Raw genomic sequence first — 16,539 nt, 5'->3', positions numbered from 1 at the left:
GTCACACGCCGCCTTCCCGGTCGGTGGTGCGGCCGGCGGTCGCCGGGCGCGAAGTGCCGGGGGCGCGCACCGTGCGGCGCTCGACGCGCCGCTCGGCCGCCGGATCCCCGGGGCGTACGCGGACCACCCGCTGCACGAAGACGCCGGGTAGGTGAACGGAGTCCGGATCCAGCTCTCCCGGCTCGACCAGCTCCTCCACCTCGGCGATCGTGATCCGCCCCGCCATCGCGGCCAGGGGGTTGAAGTTGCGCGCCGAGGAGTGGAAGACGAGGTTGCCGTGGCGGTCCCCGGCCGCCGCCCGGACCAGGGCGAAGCCGGTGGTGATGCCCTCCTCCAGGAGGTACTCCCGGCCGCCCCAGCTGCGTAGCTCCTTGGGCGGCGAGGCCACCGCGACGCTCCCGTCGGCCCGGTAGCGCCAGGGCAGACCGCCCTCCGCCACCTGGGTACCGGCCCCGGCCGGCGTGTAGAACGCCGGGATACCGGCGCCGCCCGCCCGCAGCCGCTCCGCGAGCGTGCCCTGGGGGACCAGCTCGACCTCCAGCTCGCCGCTCAGGTACTGCCGGGCGAACTCCTTGTTCTCACCCACGTACGAGCTGGTCATCCGGGAGATCCTGCCCTCGCGCAGCAGCAGCCCCAGGCCCCAGTCGTCCACCCCGCAGTTGTTGGAGACCACCTCCAGGCCGGTCACCCCCTCCCGCTCCAGCAGCGCGCCGATCAGCACGCCCGGAACCCCGCACAGCCCGAAGCCGCCCACCGCCAGCGAGGCCCCGGCGGGGATGTCCGCCACCGCCTCGGCCGCGCTCGCGACCTCCTTGTCCAGACCCATCGCATGCCCTCCTCCGCCCGCCCGGGGCCGCCGGTCGCCCGACCGGACCGGTGCGGCCGGGCCGACCCGACCGACCCTAGGAACCGCCGGCCCGCCCTGGCCATGGCGCCCGGGCACACACCCGGCGGGCCCCCTGTGTGGATCCGGCGACCCGCGGAACCGGCGGACCGGCCGTTGCGTCCCAGTCCCGCAGGTCCGGAACCGCAACGCGAGGGGGAACCGATGGTGCAGCGAACCACCCTGCGGACAGAGGGTGTTGTGGTCACGGGAGCAACCGTGGGCAGGGGCAGGGGCAGGGGCAGGGGCAGGGGCAGGGGCAGGACCAGGGCCGCGGCCGCGGCGGTGAGCGCCGCCGCCGTCGTCCTGCTCGCCGGATGCGGCAACGGGGTGCCGGGTCAGCCCGCAGGGCCCGCCCCCCTTCCGCCCAGGGCCGTGGAGTTCTGCCCTGCGGCCGACTCCGCCCCACCGACGGCCCCGCCGACGCTGATCGACGGCACCCCGGCCAACACCCCCGAGGCCGCCCGCCTCTCCCAGGCCGTCGGGGAACAGGGCCGCGGCGCCTTCGCCGACGTCTACTCCACCCAGATCACCGACCATCCGCCGGGACGGGTCGCCCTGTGCGTCACCGACCTGGCCCGCGGCCGCCTCCTGGTGGCGGCGGCGCACGCGGCCGACCCGGGTGCGGATCCGGACCGGGTCGATCTGTACAAGAGCCGGTACTCCCGGCGGACCCTCGCCGCCGCCGTCGAGAAGATCCTCGCCGTGGACGCCGGATTCCCGGTCTACACCCTCTCCGGCGGTCACGGCGAGGCGGTGGAGATCACCACGAGCGAGGAGGGCGCCGCCTCGGCGCAGTTCAAGGCCCGCCTGGAGAAGGCCACCGGAGGCATCCCCGTCACGATCACGAAGGGCGAGCCCATCGGCCCGCTGACCGGAGACGCGGGGATGACTCCCGCACCCTAGGCCGTCCCTTCCGGATCTTGCCGGAGCCCGGCCCGAGGCGATCACGAAGGCCCCCTGGGGACGAAGCCCCGGCGAACCGGATGAACAGGAGGAACGGCAGACTGGGGCCCATGGACTCAGGACTCGCCGCACTGCTGGGCGCCGCCGTCGGTTCCGCCACCACCCTCGGGGCCGCGATCGTCAACGGCCGTGCCCAGGCACGGTCCCAGCACGCCCAATGGAGCCGCCAGCACCGCCGTGACGCGTACGTCGGCTACCTCAGCGCTCTCCACGACCGCGACATCGCCATGGATGCCGTCCTCGAGGAGCTGCGTTCGGACCAACCCGACCTGCACGACATCGACGAGAAGACACGCCGCTTCGTCGCTCTGGCCCGCGAGGTCCACCGCGCCTGCGAACTCGTCATCCTCGAAGGGCCGGCGCCCCTCGCGGAAGTCGCGGAACGCGTCACCGTCGCCTCCAGCGACCTCTCACACGTGATGCGACGGATGGCCGGGAACGCCCACGCGGGATACACCACCCACAAGGCCGATGACATCGCCCTCGCCGCCGAACGAGAGCGAACCCTCTACCAAGCGGTCAAAGACTTCCGCCTCGCGGCCCGCAGCACCATCGGCGAGACCAACTGACCCGGGAACTCCTGGACTCGGGCCTGCCGTCAGAGTGCCCTCCCTCTCGCATCCCGCGGGTGGTAGAGCTCCCGGGCGCGGGTCAGGTCGACGGGCCCGTCCTGGTCCAGGTGCAGGAAGAAGCCCAGCTGCCAGGCCTGCGCACTGCCGGCCTGGCGGTTGGTGGTGGTCACCCACGGCGGGTAGACGCGGAAGGCCCGTTTCCCGCCGGAGCCGTTGGCCGATACGACGCCGTGCCGGCGGAGCGCGTCCATGGGAAAGACGAACTGGCCGAAGTTTTGGTCGTCGCGGCTGCTGATGACGAACAGGTCGACGGGGTCCGTGGCGTCGAAGGGCTGGATGGGCCCGGCCGGGGACCTCTTCCAGACGGTGACGAACTGGCCGACCTTGGTGGGGGTCGTCCTGGCCGCGCGGAACCGGACGGCGAGTCCGTCGAGGGTGAACTCGTGGGCGGCGTAGTCGGAGCTCTCGGCTTCGGGGACCGGCTGCGAGCAGGCGAACCTGCAGGGGTCGTAGACGAGCGACTTCGCCGCGATGAGATCTGCGTGGGCCGGGGCGGTGTCCAGCCAGGGTCCGGGGCGGAGATCGGCTGAGTGCTCTCGGTCCGTGATCATCCGCCCACTCTGTCACGGGCGCCGGGACGCAGCCGACTTGACCGGGGGCGGCGGTGCGTGACCGTGCGGCCGGATCATGCGGTCGTCCTCACGAGAGCTGTTCCACCGCCTCGACCAGGGCCTCGGTCAGCGACCGCGCCCAGGGCAGCGGCTTGCGTCGGCGCGGCGACACCACCCCGATGTGGCGGACGGGGCGCGGCGGTTGGATTCGTACGACGCGGACGGCCGCGCCGGGGACCGCGCCCGGGACCGCGGTCTGCCCGGCGTACGGCGCGGGGGAGTCGCGGGGGGCCGGCGAGACGCGCCGGATCAGCGAGACCTCCGGGATCAGCGCGACGCCGACGCCCGCGCCGACGAGGGTCTGCGCGAAGAAGTAGTCCGTGGTGGAAGCCGCCACCTGGAGGTCGAAGCCGGCCCGCTCCGCGTACCGCCGCAGGTACGCCTCCGTCTTGAGGCAGCCCAGCACCCAGCGGTCGGCGGCGAGTTCGCAGAGATCCACCGACTCGCGCTCGGCGAACCGGTGACCGCTCGGCAGGACCAGCGACAGCGGATCGTCCATCAGCGGCAGCCAGTCGAGCGCGGCCCCCGCCCGCAGCGGCAGCGGCCCGTCGAAGTGGTAGGTGAGCGCGAGGTCGGCCGCGCCGCCTCGCACCATGGGCACCGCGTCCTCCGGCTCGGCCTCCAGCACCGTCAGTTCCACCTCGGGATGGACGGCGACGAACCGCGAGAGCGCCCGCGGCAGCAGCTGGCGGCCCCCGCTGGTGAAGGTGGCGACGCGCAGGCGCGGCCGCTCGGCGGTGATCCGGTCGATCTCGTGGCGGACCTGGTCCAGCTCGGCGGAGATCGTCTCCGCCGCCTCCACGAGGAGCCGGCCCGGCTCGGTGAGCGTGACCCCGCGCGTGCTGCGCACGGCGACGGGGTGGCCCAGACCCCGCTCCAGCGCGGCGATGTGCTGGGAGACGGCGGAGGGGGTCAGCATCAGCGCCCCGGCGGCCTTGTTGAAGCTGCCGTGCTCGGCCACGGCGCGCAGGATGCGCAGCCGCTGCACATCGATCATCAGTTTCCCTTACGACGGGTTCAGTATTTCGGCAGTTCCACTGATGACGCTACAGGGGCAGAGTCCTGTCCATGAAGAAGATTCTCGTCATCGGCGGAAGCCGCTACTTCGGCAGGCGCCTGGTCACCCTGGAGCGGGACGCGGGCAACGAGGTGACCGTCCTCAACCGCGGCTCCGCCGTCCCGCCCCGGGGCGTGGGCCACCTGGTCGCCGACCGCGACGACGAGGAACAGCTGCTCGCGGCGCTGGGGGAGCGCACCTTCGACACCGTCTACGACCAGGTCCTCTACACGCCCCGCCAAGCCCGTCTCGCCCGGCGCGTCTTCGCCGGCCGGACCGGGCGGTACGTGATGACCTCGACGATGGAGGTCTACGACCCTGCGCCGCCCACCCCCGAGGCGCTCGCCTACGCCGAGGGCAAGCGGCAGGCCGAGGCCGTCCTGGCGCAGGATCCCGCCTTCGCCCACGTCGCCGTCCGCACCGCGCACGTACTCGGCGGCGGCCGGGCGGAGTTCACCGGGCGGCTCGCGCACTACGTGGAGCGGATCGGCTCCGGGGACCCGGTGGACGTGCACCAGGCCCCGTACCCGACCTCCTTCATCCACCACCACGAGATCGCGCGGTTCCTGCACTGGGCGGGGGAGCAGTCCTTCACCGGGCCGGTGAACGCCGCCTCGCACGGGGATCTGGACGTGCTCGGGCTGGGCGAGGCCGTCGGCGCGGCGGTCGGCCGGGCGCCGCGCTACCGGATCGTCGGGAGCGGCGGCGGGTCCGCCGCCGAGGCCTCGCCGTTCTCCTTCGACCGCGCCTACGCGATGGACAACAGCAGGGCGGCCGGCCTCGGCTTCGACTTCGGCCGGGTCGCGGACTGGCTCCCGGAGGCCATCGAGGAAACCGTGGCGGAGCTCTGATGCCGAAGAAACGGCCTAACCCTCCCCGGCGCGGCGCCCCAGCGGCGTTGCTACTGCCGAGTTGCTCACACTGAAGGTGACGCTTCCCGACCGGTAGCGGTCGTCCGACCACTCGATCGGGCGGCCCGTCCGGGTCGCGGAGACGTGCCGCTGGCGCAAAAGCGGGCTGCCGCGCCGGATTTCGAGGAGCCGGGCGTCCTCGCTGCCGGCCGCGAGCGCGTCGATCAGGTGCTCGCCGTAGTGTGCGGTGATCCCGGAGTCGTTCGCCAGACTGTCCATCACCGAGCGGCAGTCCTCCGGCATCGCCTCGACCGCCGCCGCGACCCAGTCGGCGTAGGCCGTCCGCTCGACCATCGCGGGCTCTCCGTCGAGCAGCCGCAGCCGCAGTACGGCCAGGATCTCCGTCCCGGGCGGCAGCGCCAGCCGGTCCGCCTCCTCGGCCGTGGCCGGGCGGCGGGTGCGCGACAGGAACCGGCTCGCCGCCTGATGGCCGACCCCCTCGGCCCACTGGGCGAAACTGTTGAGTTCGCCGAAGCTGTGCTTGCGTTCGTGGCGCAGGACGATCCGGCGGGCGCCCTGCCGGGAGCCGATCAGCCCCTCGGCGGCGAGCGTCGCCACGGCCTGGCGGACGGTTCCGCGCGAGGCCGACCAGTGGGCGGCCAGGTCGCTCTCCGAGGGCAGTTGGGCCCCCACGGGGTACTCCCCGGAGGCGATCGACCGGCGCAGCGCCTCCGCGATCTCCAGATACCGCACCGTAGCCGTGCCCATGTTTCTCCCGTGCCCCTTGGTGTGAAGGTCCCCGCCGCGCGCCGTCACCCAGCCTAGGCCGAGCCCGGTCCGAGCCGGGTCCGAGCCGGGTCCGAGCACGGTCCGCGCCGCGGGCGTGAAGATCATCATGGCCAGCTCCTGTCACGAATGCATTCGGCCAATTCGGGTCTTCGTCGAGACGTGGACCAAGCGACAGCCTCCGTTCACCGTCCGTACAGGGACCCAGGGCGAACTGGGGTCAACTTGTTCAGACAAGTGAACCCCTCAAGGATCCAGTCTCCGGGAGAGACCGTGCTCAGTTCCTCCGCTCGTCGCGGTGCGGCCGTTCTGCTCAGTGCCGCCGTCCTCACCACGCTCAGCGCGTGTGGTGCCGCACCCGACCAGCCCGCCGGCAAGGCCGCCGACGGCAAGGCCAAGACCCAGCCCGGCTCCGCCACCTCGGTCGCCGACTTCGGCGGCATGGAAGCCCTCGTGGCGGCCGCCGAGAAGGAGGGCACGCTCAACGTCATCGCGCTGCCCGCGGACTGGGCGAACTACGGTGAGATCCAGAAGGCGTTCCAGGCCAAGTACCCCAAGGTCAAGATCAGCGCCGAGAACCCGGACGCCTCCAGCGCCGACGAGATCGCCGCGGTCAAGTCCCGCAAGGGCCAGACCCGCGCCCCCGACGTCCTGGACCTCGGCATCGCCTTCGCCCGCAGCGGCGCCGGCGAGAACCTCTTCGCCCCCTACAAGGTCACCGCCTGGGACAAGATCCCCGGCTCCCAGAAGGACGCGGACGCCCGCTGGTACAACGACTACGGCGGCTACGTCTCCATCGGCTGCGACGCCGCCCGCATCCCGAACTGCCCGCAGTCCTTCGCCGACCTGACCAAGCCCGAGTACAAGGGCAAGGTCGCCCTCAACGGCAACCCGACCAAGTCCGGCTCCGCCTTCGGCGGCGTCTACGCGGCGGCCCTCGCCAACAAGGGTTCCTTCGGCGACATCCAGCCCGGCATCGACTTCTTCGGCGCACTGAAGAAGAGCGGCAACTTCATCCCCGTCGAGTCCACCCCGGCCACGGTCGAGAAGGGCGAGACGCCCATCTCCATCGACTGGGACTACCTCAACGCCGGCTACGCCGAGCAGTTCAAGGGCAAGGGCGTCGACTGGAAGGTCGCCATCCCCACCGACGGCGTCTACGCCCAGTACTACTCCCAGGCCATCAACAAGGACGCCCCGCACCCCGCGGCCTCCCGCCTGTGGATGGAGTTCCTCTACAGCACCGAGGGCCAGAACCTGTGGCTGCGGGGCCACGCCCGCCCGGTGCTGCTCCCCGTCATGACCCAGGACGGCACCGTCGACAAGGACGCCGTCACCAAGCTCCCGCAGGTCCAGGGCACCCCGAACTTCCCGGCCTCCGCCGAGCTCGACAAGGCCAAGGCCACCCTCGCCGAGAAGTGGGACAAGGCCCTCAGCTGATGTCCGCCACCACCACCCCCCACACGACGGGGACCGCCGGCGGCACCAGCCGCCGGCGGCGCGGCCCGCGCACCTGGCTCGCCGCCCTCCCCCTCCTCGCCTTCACCGGGCTCTGCTTCGGCATCCCGCTGGGCGCCATCGCCTTCGGCGCGGTCACCCGCACCGACCCGGCGACCGGCGCCACCTCGCTGACCGGGGAGCACCTCGCGCGCTCCCTCCAGGGCCCGTACCTCGGCTCGCTCATCGGCAGCGTCCAGCTCTCCTCCCTCACCGCACTGGTGGCGGGCCTGGTGGGCGTCCTGATCGCGCAGGCCGTGGTCACCTCCCGCTCGCAGGCCCTGCGCGGCGCGGCGCTGACCGCCTCGGGCGTCCTCGCCAACTTCGGCGGGGTCCCGCTGGCCTTCGCGTTCATCGCCACCGTCGGGATCTCCGGAGTCGTCACCCAGCTCGCCGACCTCACCGGTCTGGGCTGGAGCCTCTACTCCTTCACCGGCCTCACCGTGGTCTACCTCTACTTCCTGACCCCGCTGATGGTGCTGGTGATCGTCCCCGCACTGGACGGACTGCGCCCCCAGTGGCGCGAGGCCGCCCAGAACAACGGGGCGAGCGGATGGCAGTTCTGGCGCCACGTCGGGCTGCCCGTCCTCGCGCCCTCCCTGCTCGGCGGGTTCGTGCTGCTCTTCGGCACCGCCTTCGCCGCGCACGCCACGGCCGCGGCCCTCGTCGGCGGCTCCGTCCCGCTGGTCACGCTCAAGATCGCGGACGCACTGTCCGGGAACGTGCTGACCGGCCAGGAGAACGTCGCGCTGGCCCTCGGCCTCGACATGATCGTGATCGCCGGCCTGGTCATGGCGGTCTACCTGCCCCTCCAGCGACGGAGCGCCCGATGGCTGCGATGACCCCGACGCCCGCCCAGAACCCGGCCCCGACGTCGGTCGCCGCCGGTCCGGACGCGCGGGCGACCGCCCAGACCGCCCCGGCCGCGGGATCCGCGCCCGGCGCCGCCCGCAAGCCCCGTAGGTCCCGCCCCCGCCCCAGGGTGTGGCGCGGAGCCGTCCTCGGACTCGCCGGCGCGTACTTCCTGCTCCCGCTCGTCGCCTCCTTCGTGTTCACCGTGCACGTCCCCGGCCAGGGCATCAGCTTCGAGGCGTACACCCAGCTGCTCTCCGCCGACGGGTTCACCAAGAGCCTGCTGCTCTCGCTCGGCCTTGCCGCCGCGACCATCGTGCTGTCCCTGCTCCTGGCCGTGCCCGCACTGGTGGCCGTACGCATCGGCTCGCCGAAGCTGCGCCCGGTCGTCGAGGTCATGTGCATGCTGCCGCTGGTCGTACCGCCGATCGCCCTGGTCACCGGTATCACCACCGTGCTGCGCTGGGGCCCCGACCACCTCTCGAGGACCCCGCTCTACCAGACCTTCCTCGCCGTCCAGAACCCGGACTTCCCCGTCGTCCTGGTCCTCGCGTACACGGTCCTGGCGCTGCCCTTCGTCTACCGCTCCCTCGACGCCGGACTGCGCGCCGTGGACGTCCCGACCCTGGTCGAAGCCGCCCGCAGCTGCGGTGCGAGCTGGCCGTACGTGGTCCTGCGCGTACTCCTGCCCAATCTGCGGGCCGCCCTCGCCGGAGCCGCCTTCCTCACCCTGGCCCTGGTCCTCGGCGAGTTCACCATCGCCTCGCTGCTCGGCTTCCAGCCCTTCGCCGTGTGGATCGTGTCCATCTCCGGAGCCCACGCCCGCATGTCCGTGGCCGTCTCCATCCTCAGCCTCCTCATCACCTGGCTGCTGCTGCTCCTCCTCTCCCGCGCCGGAACCGCCCCCGCGACGGTGTCCCCGGCGCCCGCCACCTCCCGTACCTCCCGCACCTCCGGCAAGGAGTCCTGACCCGCATGTCCCTCACCCTTCCCGAGGCCAGGAAGCCGTCGGACGGCGATGCGGCCCCCGCCGGGGCGCGCGTCGAATTCCGCGGCCTGCGCCGTGCGTTCGGCTCCACCGTCGCCCTCGACGGACTCGACCTCACCATCGAGCCCGGCGAACTCGTCGCCCTCCTCGGCCCGTCGGGCTGCGGCAAGACCACCGCGCTGCGCGTGGTCGCCGGTTTCGAGCAGCCCGACTCCGGCGAAGTCCTCCTGGACGGACAGGACATCACCCGCGTCCCGGCCAACCGCCGCGACGCCGGAATGGTGTTCCAGTCGTACAGCCTCTTCCCGAACCTCAGCGCCCGCGACAACGTCGCCTTCGGCCTGCGCGTCCGCAAGGTCGGCGCGGCCCAGCGTCGCGAGCGCGCCGCCGAGTTGCTCGACCTGGTCGGCCTGCCCGACCACGGCGACCGCTACCCGCACCAGATGTCCGGCGGCCAGCAGCAGCGCGTCGCGCTCGCCCGTGCCCTCGCCCTGCGCCCGCGCGTCCTGCTGCTCGACGAGCCGCTCTCCGCGCTCGACGCGAAGGTACGGGCCAACCTGCGCGAGGAGATCCGACGCCTCCAGCTCTCGCTGGGCATCACCACCGTGTTCGTCACGCACGACCAGGAGGAGGCCCTGTCGATGGCCGACCGGGTCGCCGTGCTCAACGCGGGCCGCCTGGAGCAGTGCGCCGCCCCCGCCGAGCTGTACGAGCGCCCCGCGACGCCGTTCGTCGCCGAGTTCGTCGGCACCATGAACCGGCTCCCCGGCCGGCTGACCGGCTCCGGGACCGTGGAGGTGGCCGGCTCCCGGCTGCCCGTGGACGGCCCGGTGCCCTCCACCTCGGACGTCGAAGTCCTCGTACGCCCCGAGAACATCACGGTCTCGGCGGACGAGCAGGGCACGGCGACCGTCGTATCGGCCTCCTTCTTCGGATCGGTCACCAGGCTCCACCTGGACCTCCCCGGCGGCGCCCGGGTCAAGGCGGACCTGCCCTCGCGCGACGCCGGAGCCCTCGTACCGGGCGCACGGGCGACGGTCGGCCTGGCCGAACGCCCCGTCCTCGTCGTCGCAGCAACGTCTGCCGCCGCCGGGACCGGCTCGTGAGCGAACTCGCCGCGGTCCTCTTCGACATGGACGGCACCCTCGTCGACACCGAGACGCTGTGGTGGCTCACCACCGAGGAGATAGCCACCGGCCTCGGGTACGCCCTGACCGAAGCGGACGCCCCCGAGGTGGTCGGCCGGGCGGTGGAGGACACCGCAGCGCACCTCGTACGGGCCTCCCGTGCGGGCGACCCGGCGGAGGTCGCCGAGGCCCTGACCGGGAGCTTCTTCCGCCGGGTCGAAGAGGGCGCGCCGATGCGGCCCGGGGCGCAGCGGCTGCTGACCGCCCTGGAGGCCGAAGGCATACCCTTCGCGCTGGTCAGCGCCTCGCCGCGGGTGGTCGTGGATTCGGTGGTCGGGGGCTCGCTGGCCCACGTGCCCTTCGCCTTCACCCTGTCCGCCGACGACACGGCCCTGACGAAGCCGCACCCGGACCCGTACCGGGTGGCCGCCGAGCGGCTGGGAGCGGAGCCGCGGGCTTGCGTGGCGGTCGAGGACTCCCCGGACGGAGCGGCCTCCGCCGAGGCCGCCGGCTGCGGACTCCTGGTGGTCCCCTCGCTCCTGCCGGTACCAGCCTCCCCGGTACGCACCTTCGCGCGCTCCCTGACCGAGGTCACCCCGAACACCCTGCGCGCCTGCCTGCCCGCTCCGCGGGGAGCGTGAGGCCGGTCAGCCTTGCGTGCACGCCGGGGTGGCCTCGGCTCCGGGGACCGGGGTGATCTGGCCGGTCCACGTCCAGGGTTCCACGCGTGGGTCCCAGTACACCTGGACGGCGGCGCCGTGGAAGTCGCGGGCGAGTTCCACCACCAGCGTGGTGGCAGCGGTCAGTGCCGTCTCGGGGTCGAGCAGTTCCGGGCTGAGGCGGCCGCAGAGCATCCCGCCCTCCACGGTGAGAACGCTGTAGCGCCAGCCCTCCGGGGTCGCCAGAAGGACGATTCCCTTCGGCAGGCCGAACGGCGGCCGCTGCTTCTTCTTCCGTCGTCCCGCCACCCGGCCATCCAACACGGTGGGGCCGACCCGGAGTGCGCCGGGGCGACGATCGGGGCCCCGGGATCAGCCGGACAGGTCCAGGAGGCGCAGGATGCCGGTCGCGTAGGCGGCCGACACCGAGTCGGGGCGGTGGGCCGCCGCCGCGCGGAGGGTCGGCAGGGCCGTACGGATGTGGGCCGCGCACTGGCCGTACAGGCCCGCCTCGTGGGAGGTTCCGTCGTCCTCGCAGCCGAGCAGCCGAAGCAGCGCCCACAGCAGGGCCTCGCGGGTCGACTGCCGGGGCGGTCCGGCGGACCAGACGGCCATCAGGACCCCGCACACCGCCGGGGCGGGCGCGCGCAGCCCGCCGGCGTGGAAGGCGTGGCCCTCCAGCGCGTGGAACGCGGCCGGGTGTCCCTCGGCCGCGTCCCACAAGGTGTCCACGAGATGCCCGGCAGGGCGGCCGCAGCCGCACGTGACGGAGTCCCAGCCGTGCCGGGTGATCTCCCGTACGACCGTATCGGGCACCAGCGGACTGGTGCGGGGCTGCTTCTCCGTCGTTCTCACGGGAGAAGTATGGGATCAGGCCATTGGCCGGTCCAGACCCACCCCCCCCGGTCGGACGTCAGTGACCGTGGGCCGGGAGTCGGTGACCGTGGGCCCGGAGTCGGTGGCCGTGGGCCGGGAGTCAGTGGCCGTGGCCCTGGCAGCCGCAGCCCTTCGCCGCGCCGCGGGGAAGACCCTCCGTGAACTCGCTCTGCGAGAAGACGGCGAGGACCGTCGCCGGCTCGGTGCCGTGGTTCGCCAGGGTGATCTCCTTTCCGGCGGGCAGCATCGCGAAGGTGCCCGGGGTCACCGTCTTGGCCCCGCAGCCGCACGAGGCCTCCACCGTCCCGGCAACGCCCGTGAGCAGCAGCTCCGAAGCCCCGTGCCCGTGCGCCGGAATGGTGCCGCCGGCCGGCACCTGGATCCGTACGGCCGCGAGCTCGCGGAACGGACCGCCCTCGGGGTCGAGGCGCAGCACCGGACGGCCGGCGGTGTCGGGGGTGGTGTCGATGGTCATGCCGAACATGGGTGGTTCCTCTACGAATCGGTGTGCAGCTCCACCGAGCAGAGCCCGGGGGAGAGGAAGGGATGGAGCACGGCCTCGGCGGCGGTGCCCTCCAACAGGCCGTCGAGCATGCCCTGGTGGACCGAGCAGATCACCTCGGGCCGGGCGGCGGCCATGACGCGGTACGGACACCCGTGCAGCTGCACCCGCCCGTCGCCCCCAGTCGCGTCCCGCGGCCCAGGCCCGCCCGGCCGCGCGCAGGCCCGGTCATGGCTCGAATTTAAACGACATGGATCATCCGAATACCGGGCGAAACGTCCCGACCTCCCGGGTCTTTCGCCTCGCCCGGCCGGGCCCGCCCGGGATCATGAAAGGCTGGACCCGTGAACGAGGCACCGCGCGACACCGACACCGACACCGGCACTGACCCCGGCGCAGCCCCTGGCACCGGACGCAGGACACCGCTCTACCTGAAGGTCGCCGCGGCCCTGCGGACCGCCATCACGGCAGGCGAGTACGGCTCCGGCGCCCGACTGCCCGCCGAGGACGAACTCGCCCGCCGCTACGGCGTGTCCAGGGGTACGGTGCGCCAGGCGCTCGCCGCGCTGCGCACCGACGGGCTGATCACCTCGCGGCGCGGCACCCGCCGGGTCGTGCTCGGTGGCGGCCCGGGGAAGTCCGGAGGCGTCGCCGAACTCCGCAGCTTCACCCGGTGGGCCCGCTCGCTCGGTGAGGAGCCGGGCGGCCGGACCGTCTCCGTGGAGCAGGGCGAGGCCGACGCCGAGGAGGCGGAGCAACTGCGGATCGACGTGGGCGCCCCCGTCCGCCGCGTGCTGCGGCTGCGCACCCTGTCCGGGGCCCCGGTGATGGTGGAGCGCACCACCTACCCGGAGGCGGTCGGCGCCCTGGTCGCGGCCATGCCGCTGGACACCGTCTCCTACTCCGACCAACTCGCCGTGCACGGAGTCCTGTTCACCGACGCCCATCACGTCATCGACATCGCCGCCGCGGACGGGGACGATGCGGAGCTGCTGGGCTGCCCGGTCGGCGCGGCGCTGCTGCGCGAACGGCGCCGGGCCACCGACCCGGCGGGGATCCCCGTGGAATGGTCGCAGGACCGGTACTTGCCGGGGACGGTGGCCTTCACCGTGCACACGACGGCCGCCAGCGCCCTGGGTCGCCGGCTCAGCTCCTGATCAGCAGCCCCTCCAGCAGCGGACGGAAGTGGTCGAAGCCGGGGGTGGCCATCTCGGGGTCCTTGGCCTGCTCGTCCCAGCGCCGGACCGCCACCGCGTCGGCCGCGCCCGGCAGTGCCTCGAACGCGCGCACCTGCTCGGCGGTCATGGGGCCGCCCTGCACGCGCAGGGTGTGGACGGAGGCCTCGGACAGGAGCTCGAAGTAGCCGGGCTCGGCCGTGCACAGGTACCGCTTGGCGGCCACGTGCAGCCGGACCGGCTCGGTCACCTCCGGCCCGAACCACCGGCCGAGCCAGTCGGCCCCGGTGTGGCTGTGCCGGTTGTCCAGGCCGCCCTCCATCAGATCGCGGCCGGTCACCGTTCCGTGGAAGTGCCCGATGTCGTGCAGCAGCGCGGCCGCCACCAGGTGGGCGGGGGCCCCGGCGGCCTCGGCGAGGGCGCCGGCCTGGAGCATGTGCCCGGCCTGGGTGACGGCCTCGCCGAGGTACTCGGCACTGCCCTCGCCCTCGAAGAGGCGGGCCAGCTCGTCGATGGGGCCGGGGGCCTCTGCGGTGATGTCGGTGTCCGTGTCGATGTCGGCGGTGTTCACGCGGAAGCTCCTTCACGGCGCAGGACGGCAAGGGTGGAGAGGAGGCCGTCCAAGTCGGCGTAGGTCCCCTGGAGGTGCCGGCCGCCCGATTCGGCGAAGGCCGTACGGGCGTGCAGCAGGCGCGTGTTGTCGAAGACCACGCAGTCGCCGGGGGCGAGCCTGAAGTCGAGTCGGAGCTCCGGCCGCTCCAGTATTTCGCCGAAGAGGCGGTAGGCGGCGTAGAACTCCTCCAGCACGGCGGCCGGTTGGTGGAGGGTGGAGATGGACCGGTTGTTGAAGCGGACCTCGCGGACGCGGCCGAGCGGATCCACCCCGATCAGCGGCTGGTGGGCCCGCAGTTCGGTGCGCGCGTCGGCGAAGGCGAACTCCACTGGCACTCGGGTCAGCGCCTCGAAGGCCTCAGGCTCCCGTTCGCGCAGCAGCGAGGCCGCGTGGAACCCGTCGACCAGCCCGGAGTCGCCGCCCTGGGCCTCGTTGCGCAGACAGTGCAGGAGTTGCAGGGTCGGCACCGGGTCCCGGTAGGGGTTGTCGGTGTGCGGGGTGATGCGGGCGCCCGTGAAGGCCAGGTTGTTGGGGTCGGCCTCGACGCGGACCTCGAAGAGTTCGCCGTAGTTCGTCTCGCGGACGAACCCGAAGGTGCGCGCCACGTCCAGCACCATCCGGTCCCGGCACGGCACGTCCCGCAGCAGGACGAACCCGAGCCGCACCACGCTGTCCAGGGCCCGCTCGCGGACCTCGCGGGAGCTGATGTACGCGTCCCAGCGCACCTCCGGGATCCGCCCGGCCAGATCCGCGGCCGCCCACAACTGCTTGTCCGCCTCGGTCCGGCCGTCTCCGGCGCGGGCCCCGGCGCTGCTGCCGGCCCCGTCGGGGGCGTGGGCGTCGAGCCACTCGACCGCGTACACGGAGTGGTGGCCGTCCGGCTGCCAGACCACCTCCCAGCCGGGCCCGCCGTCGGCGGTCGGCGCCTCGTGCACCGAGCCGATGGCGAGGCCGGCGGGCAGTTCTGTGATCTGGAACAGCTTCTGTCCGGTGCGCGGGTCGCGGCACTCGGCGCAGGGGCAGTTGTCGCGCAGCCAGGGCGCGGGCGGGCGGGTGATCGCGGTCGCGGACATCGGGGCTCCTGTCATCGTCCGGAAAGTTGTATATACAACTCTGGGCTGCCCGCATGCTGACAGGGCCGGATGACGCGGAGATGGCGAACAGATGGCCGGAACCGGCGGAAACGGCGAGGTGGTCCGGGCGGACCGGGCGGGTCCGCAGGTCGAGGCGGGACGTGTGCGCATGCTGAGACGGCCGGGAAGAGGCGGAACCGATTCCGGGAGGCCGTCGTCTGACAGCGCATGGGGACGAGTGTGCGGAAGACGGGGCTGCTGACCGGGCTGCTGACCGGGCGGAAGGCTGGACGGGCCGCCGTGCGGACGAGGCGGCGGGTCGGGGTGTTGCTGTTGGCGCTGCTGGCCACCCAGTTGGGATCCCTGATCTCCCCGGCCTACGCCTGCGGCTGCGGCGCGATGATCCCGGGGGCCGGCGGCCGGATCGGAGTCTCCCGCGAGGCCTCCGTGGTGCGCTGGGACGGCCGGACCGAACAGATAGCGATGCGCTTCACCGTCGGCGGCGACGCCAAACGGGCCGCATGGGTCATGCCGGTGCCGCGGCGGGCCACGGTGACGCTGGGCGACGCCGACCTGTTCTCACAGCTGGTCGACCTCACCGCGCCCGAGTACCGGACCCGCAGCTACTTCTGGCCCCGCCACGGCGACTGGCCCTTCGCCTCCGGCTCGCGGGACGTCGCCGGAGCCCCGCCGCCGGGCGCCGGAGAAGCCCAGGTCGGCGTCGTCGGCCGGGAGCGGCTGGGCGACTTCGACGTCGCCCGCCTGACGGCGACCGACCCCGACGCACTGCGCACCTGGCTGGAGGCCAACGGCTTCAAACTCCCCGACGGCCTCTCCACCGAGTTGAAGCCGTACGTGGACCAGCACTGGGAGTACGTAGCCGTGCGCCTAGTACCCCGGGAGCAGGGCGCCACCCTGGGCGGCACCCTGGACCCGCTCCTGATCCGCTTCGACAGCGACCGGCTCGTGTATCCCATGCGCCTGTCGCGGCTGGCCAAGACCGCCCAGTCCCTCGGCCTGTACGTCCTGGCCGACCACCGCATGGAGCCCGCCTCCGCGATCGGCGGCAACGCGCCCGAGGTGACCTTCGCCGGGCGGATCACGCCGAAGGGGTCGGTCGCCGGACTGGCGGGCACGGCACCCGTGTTCCTGACGGCGATCGACCAGAGCTTCCCCGTCCCGTCCAGGATCGACGGAGACCACGAACTGCGTGCCGCCGCCGCGGACACCCCGTACCGCCAGGTCGAGTACAGCGACGAGCTGCGCACGGCCGGAGGGATTCCGGTCTGGATCCTGACGATCGCGGGTGCGGTCGCGGTCGTGACCCTGGCGGGCCTGGGGCTGGGCCGGCGTCTACGGACGAGGCGGACGCGGTAACGCGTGTAACGCCT

At 73.0% G+C, this 16,539-nt stretch carries 20 protein-coding genes; 10 read left to right on the top strand and 10 right to left on the bottom strand.

The features are described 5' to 3' along the window. Position 1: 1 nt before the first annotated feature. The gene (locus tag OG490_RS02295; RefSeq protein WP_330294580.1) at positions 2–826 is read right to left on the bottom strand and encodes a CoA transferase subunit A; all 825 of its coding nucleotides are present in this window, start codon (positions 824–826) and stop codon (positions 2–4) included. Between the two features lie 342 nt (positions 827–1,168). Here OG490_RS02295 and OG490_RS02290 point away from each other — a divergent pair, with 342 nt between their 5' ends. Then, positions 1,169–1,789, top strand: coding sequence for a hypothetical protein (locus tag OG490_RS02290; RefSeq protein WP_330294579.1), 621 nt, complete (start codon positions 1,169–1,171; stop codon positions 1,787–1,789). A gap of 110 nt (positions 1,790–1,899) precedes the next feature. Beyond that, positions 1,900–2,418: a proline dehydrogenase gene (locus tag OG490_RS02285; RefSeq protein ID WP_330294578.1), complete on the top strand. Its 519-nt coding sequence runs from the start codon at positions 1,900–1,902 to the stop codon at positions 2,416–2,418. Positions 2,419–2,447: 29 nt separating this feature from the next. On the opposite strand, the gene OG490_RS02280 is transcribed toward OG490_RS02285, so the two are convergent. Further along, on the bottom strand, positions 2,448–3,032 hold the full coding sequence (locus OG490_RS02280) for a MepB family protein (protein WP_330294577.1): 585 nt from the start codon (positions 3,030–3,032) through the stop codon (positions 2,448–2,450). A gap of 88 nt (positions 3,033–3,120) precedes the next feature. Beyond that, positions 3,121–4,089, bottom strand: a complete 969-nt coding sequence (locus OG490_RS02275) for a LysR family transcriptional regulator (RefSeq protein ID WP_330294576.1) — start codon at positions 4,087–4,089, stop codon at positions 3,121–3,123. Between the two features lie 71 nt (positions 4,090–4,160). Between OG490_RS02275 and OG490_RS02270 the strand changes: the two genes are divergently transcribed. Further along, positions 4,161–5,000, top strand: a complete 840-nt coding sequence (locus OG490_RS02270) for an NAD-dependent epimerase/dehydratase family protein (protein WP_330294575.1) — start codon at positions 4,161–4,163, stop codon at positions 4,998–5,000. Between the two features lie 15 nt (positions 5,001–5,015). Here the strand turns inward: OG490_RS02270 and OG490_RS02265 are convergent, their stop codons facing one another. Continuing rightward, on the bottom strand, positions 5,016–5,768 hold the full coding sequence (locus tag OG490_RS02265; RefSeq protein WP_330300743.1) for a GntR family transcriptional regulator: 753 nt from the start codon (positions 5,766–5,768) through the stop codon (positions 5,016–5,018). A gap of 291 nt (positions 5,769–6,059) precedes the next feature. Between OG490_RS02265 and OG490_RS02260 the strand changes: the two genes are divergently transcribed. The 5 genes from OG490_RS02260 to OG490_RS02240 are packed head-to-tail and all read left to right on the top strand — an operon-like array spanning position 6,060 to position 10,891. Continuing rightward, on the top strand, positions 6,060–7,226 hold the full coding sequence (locus OG490_RS02260; RefSeq protein ID WP_443065736.1) for an ABC transporter substrate-binding protein: 1,167 nt from the start codon (positions 6,060–6,062) through the stop codon (positions 7,224–7,226). Beyond that, positions 7,226–8,125 (top strand): ABC transporter permease, encoded by a 900-nt coding sequence (locus tag OG490_RS02255; RefSeq protein ID WP_330294574.1) that lies wholly within the window; start codon positions 7,226–7,228, stop codon positions 8,123–8,125. Before OG490_RS02260 ends, OG490_RS02255 begins: the two co-directional genes overlap by 1 nt. After that, positions 8,113–9,105 (top strand): ABC transporter permease, encoded by a 993-nt coding sequence (locus tag OG490_RS02250; RefSeq protein ID WP_330294573.1) that lies wholly within the window; start codon positions 8,113–8,115, stop codon positions 9,103–9,105. The genes OG490_RS02255 and OG490_RS02250 overlap by 13 nt, the downstream gene beginning before the upstream one ends. 5 nt (positions 9,106–9,110) lie before the next feature. Next, positions 9,111–10,229 (top strand): ABC transporter ATP-binding protein, encoded by a 1,119-nt coding sequence (locus OG490_RS02245; RefSeq protein ID WP_330294572.1) that lies wholly within the window; start codon positions 9,111–9,113, stop codon positions 10,227–10,229. Further along, entirely contained in the window at positions 10,226–10,891 is a 666-nt protein-coding gene (locus tag OG490_RS02240) for an HAD family hydrolase (protein WP_330294571.1), read from the top strand. Before OG490_RS02245 ends, OG490_RS02240 begins: the two co-directional genes overlap by 4 nt. A 6-nt stretch (positions 10,892–10,897) precedes the next feature. Here OG490_RS02240 and OG490_RS02235 read toward each other — a convergent pair whose 3' ends face one another. The 4 genes from OG490_RS02235 to OG490_RS02220 all read right to left on the bottom strand — a co-directional run bounded on the left by OG490_RS02235 (position 10,898) and on the right by OG490_RS02220 (position 12,454). Then, positions 10,898–11,218 carry a hypothetical protein gene (locus tag OG490_RS02235; RefSeq protein ID WP_330294570.1) on the bottom strand — a complete coding sequence of 107 codons (321 nt, stop codon included), beginning with the start codon at positions 11,216–11,218 and terminating at the stop codon, positions 10,898–10,900. 63 nt (positions 11,219–11,281) lie between these two features. Beyond that, positions 11,282–11,764, bottom strand: a complete 483-nt coding sequence (locus OG490_RS02230) for a hypothetical protein (protein WP_330294569.1) — start codon at positions 11,762–11,764, stop codon at positions 11,282–11,284. A 121-nt stretch (positions 11,765–11,885) separates the two neighbouring features. Next, complete coding sequence (locus OG490_RS02225; RefSeq protein ID WP_330294568.1) at positions 11,886–12,269, bottom strand: cupin domain-containing protein; 384 nt, start codon at positions 12,267–12,269, stop codon at positions 11,886–11,888. Positions 12,270–12,280: 11 nt separating this feature from the next. Then, positions 12,281–12,454 carry a hypothetical protein gene (locus OG490_RS02220; protein WP_330294567.1) on the bottom strand — a complete coding sequence of 58 codons (174 nt, stop codon included), beginning with the start codon at positions 12,452–12,454 and terminating at the stop codon, positions 12,281–12,283. Positions 12,455–12,631: 177 nt separating this feature from the next. Between OG490_RS02220 and OG490_RS02215 the strand changes: the two genes are divergently transcribed. Next, positions 12,632–13,444: a GntR family transcriptional regulator gene (locus tag OG490_RS02215; RefSeq protein ID WP_330294566.1), complete on the top strand. Its 813-nt coding sequence runs from the start codon at positions 12,632–12,634 to the stop codon at positions 13,442–13,444. Here the strand turns inward: OG490_RS02215 and OG490_RS02210 are convergent. Further along, on the bottom strand, positions 13,434–14,033 hold the full coding sequence (locus OG490_RS02210; protein ID WP_330294565.1) for a phosphonate degradation HD-domain oxygenase: 600 nt from the start codon (positions 14,031–14,033) through the stop codon (positions 13,434–13,436). The genes OG490_RS02215 and OG490_RS02210 overlap by 11 nt on opposite strands. After that, positions 14,030–15,148, bottom strand: coding sequence for a 2-trimethylaminoethylphosphonate dioxygenase (gene tmpA / locus OG490_RS02205; protein ID WP_330294564.1), 1,119 nt, complete (start codon positions 15,146–15,148; stop codon positions 14,030–14,032). The genes OG490_RS02210 and tmpA overlap by 4 nt, the downstream gene beginning before the upstream one ends. Before the next feature lie 300 nt (positions 15,149–15,448). Between tmpA and OG490_RS02200 the strand changes: the two genes are divergently transcribed. Further along, a complete protein-coding gene (locus OG490_RS02200; RefSeq protein WP_443065927.1) occupies positions 15,449–16,525 on the top strand; it encodes a DUF2330 domain-containing protein in 1,077 nt (358 codons plus the stop codon). Positions 16,526–16,539: the final 14 nt, after the last annotated feature.

The sequence above is a fragment of the Streptomyces sp. NBC_00503 genome (assembly GCF_036346895.1).
Lineage (GTDB): Bacteria > Actinomycetota > Actinomycetes > Streptomycetales > Streptomycetaceae > Streptomyces.
The sequence above is the reverse complement of the archived record's forward strand: the minus strand, read 5'-3'. Positions and strand labels throughout refer to the sequence as shown.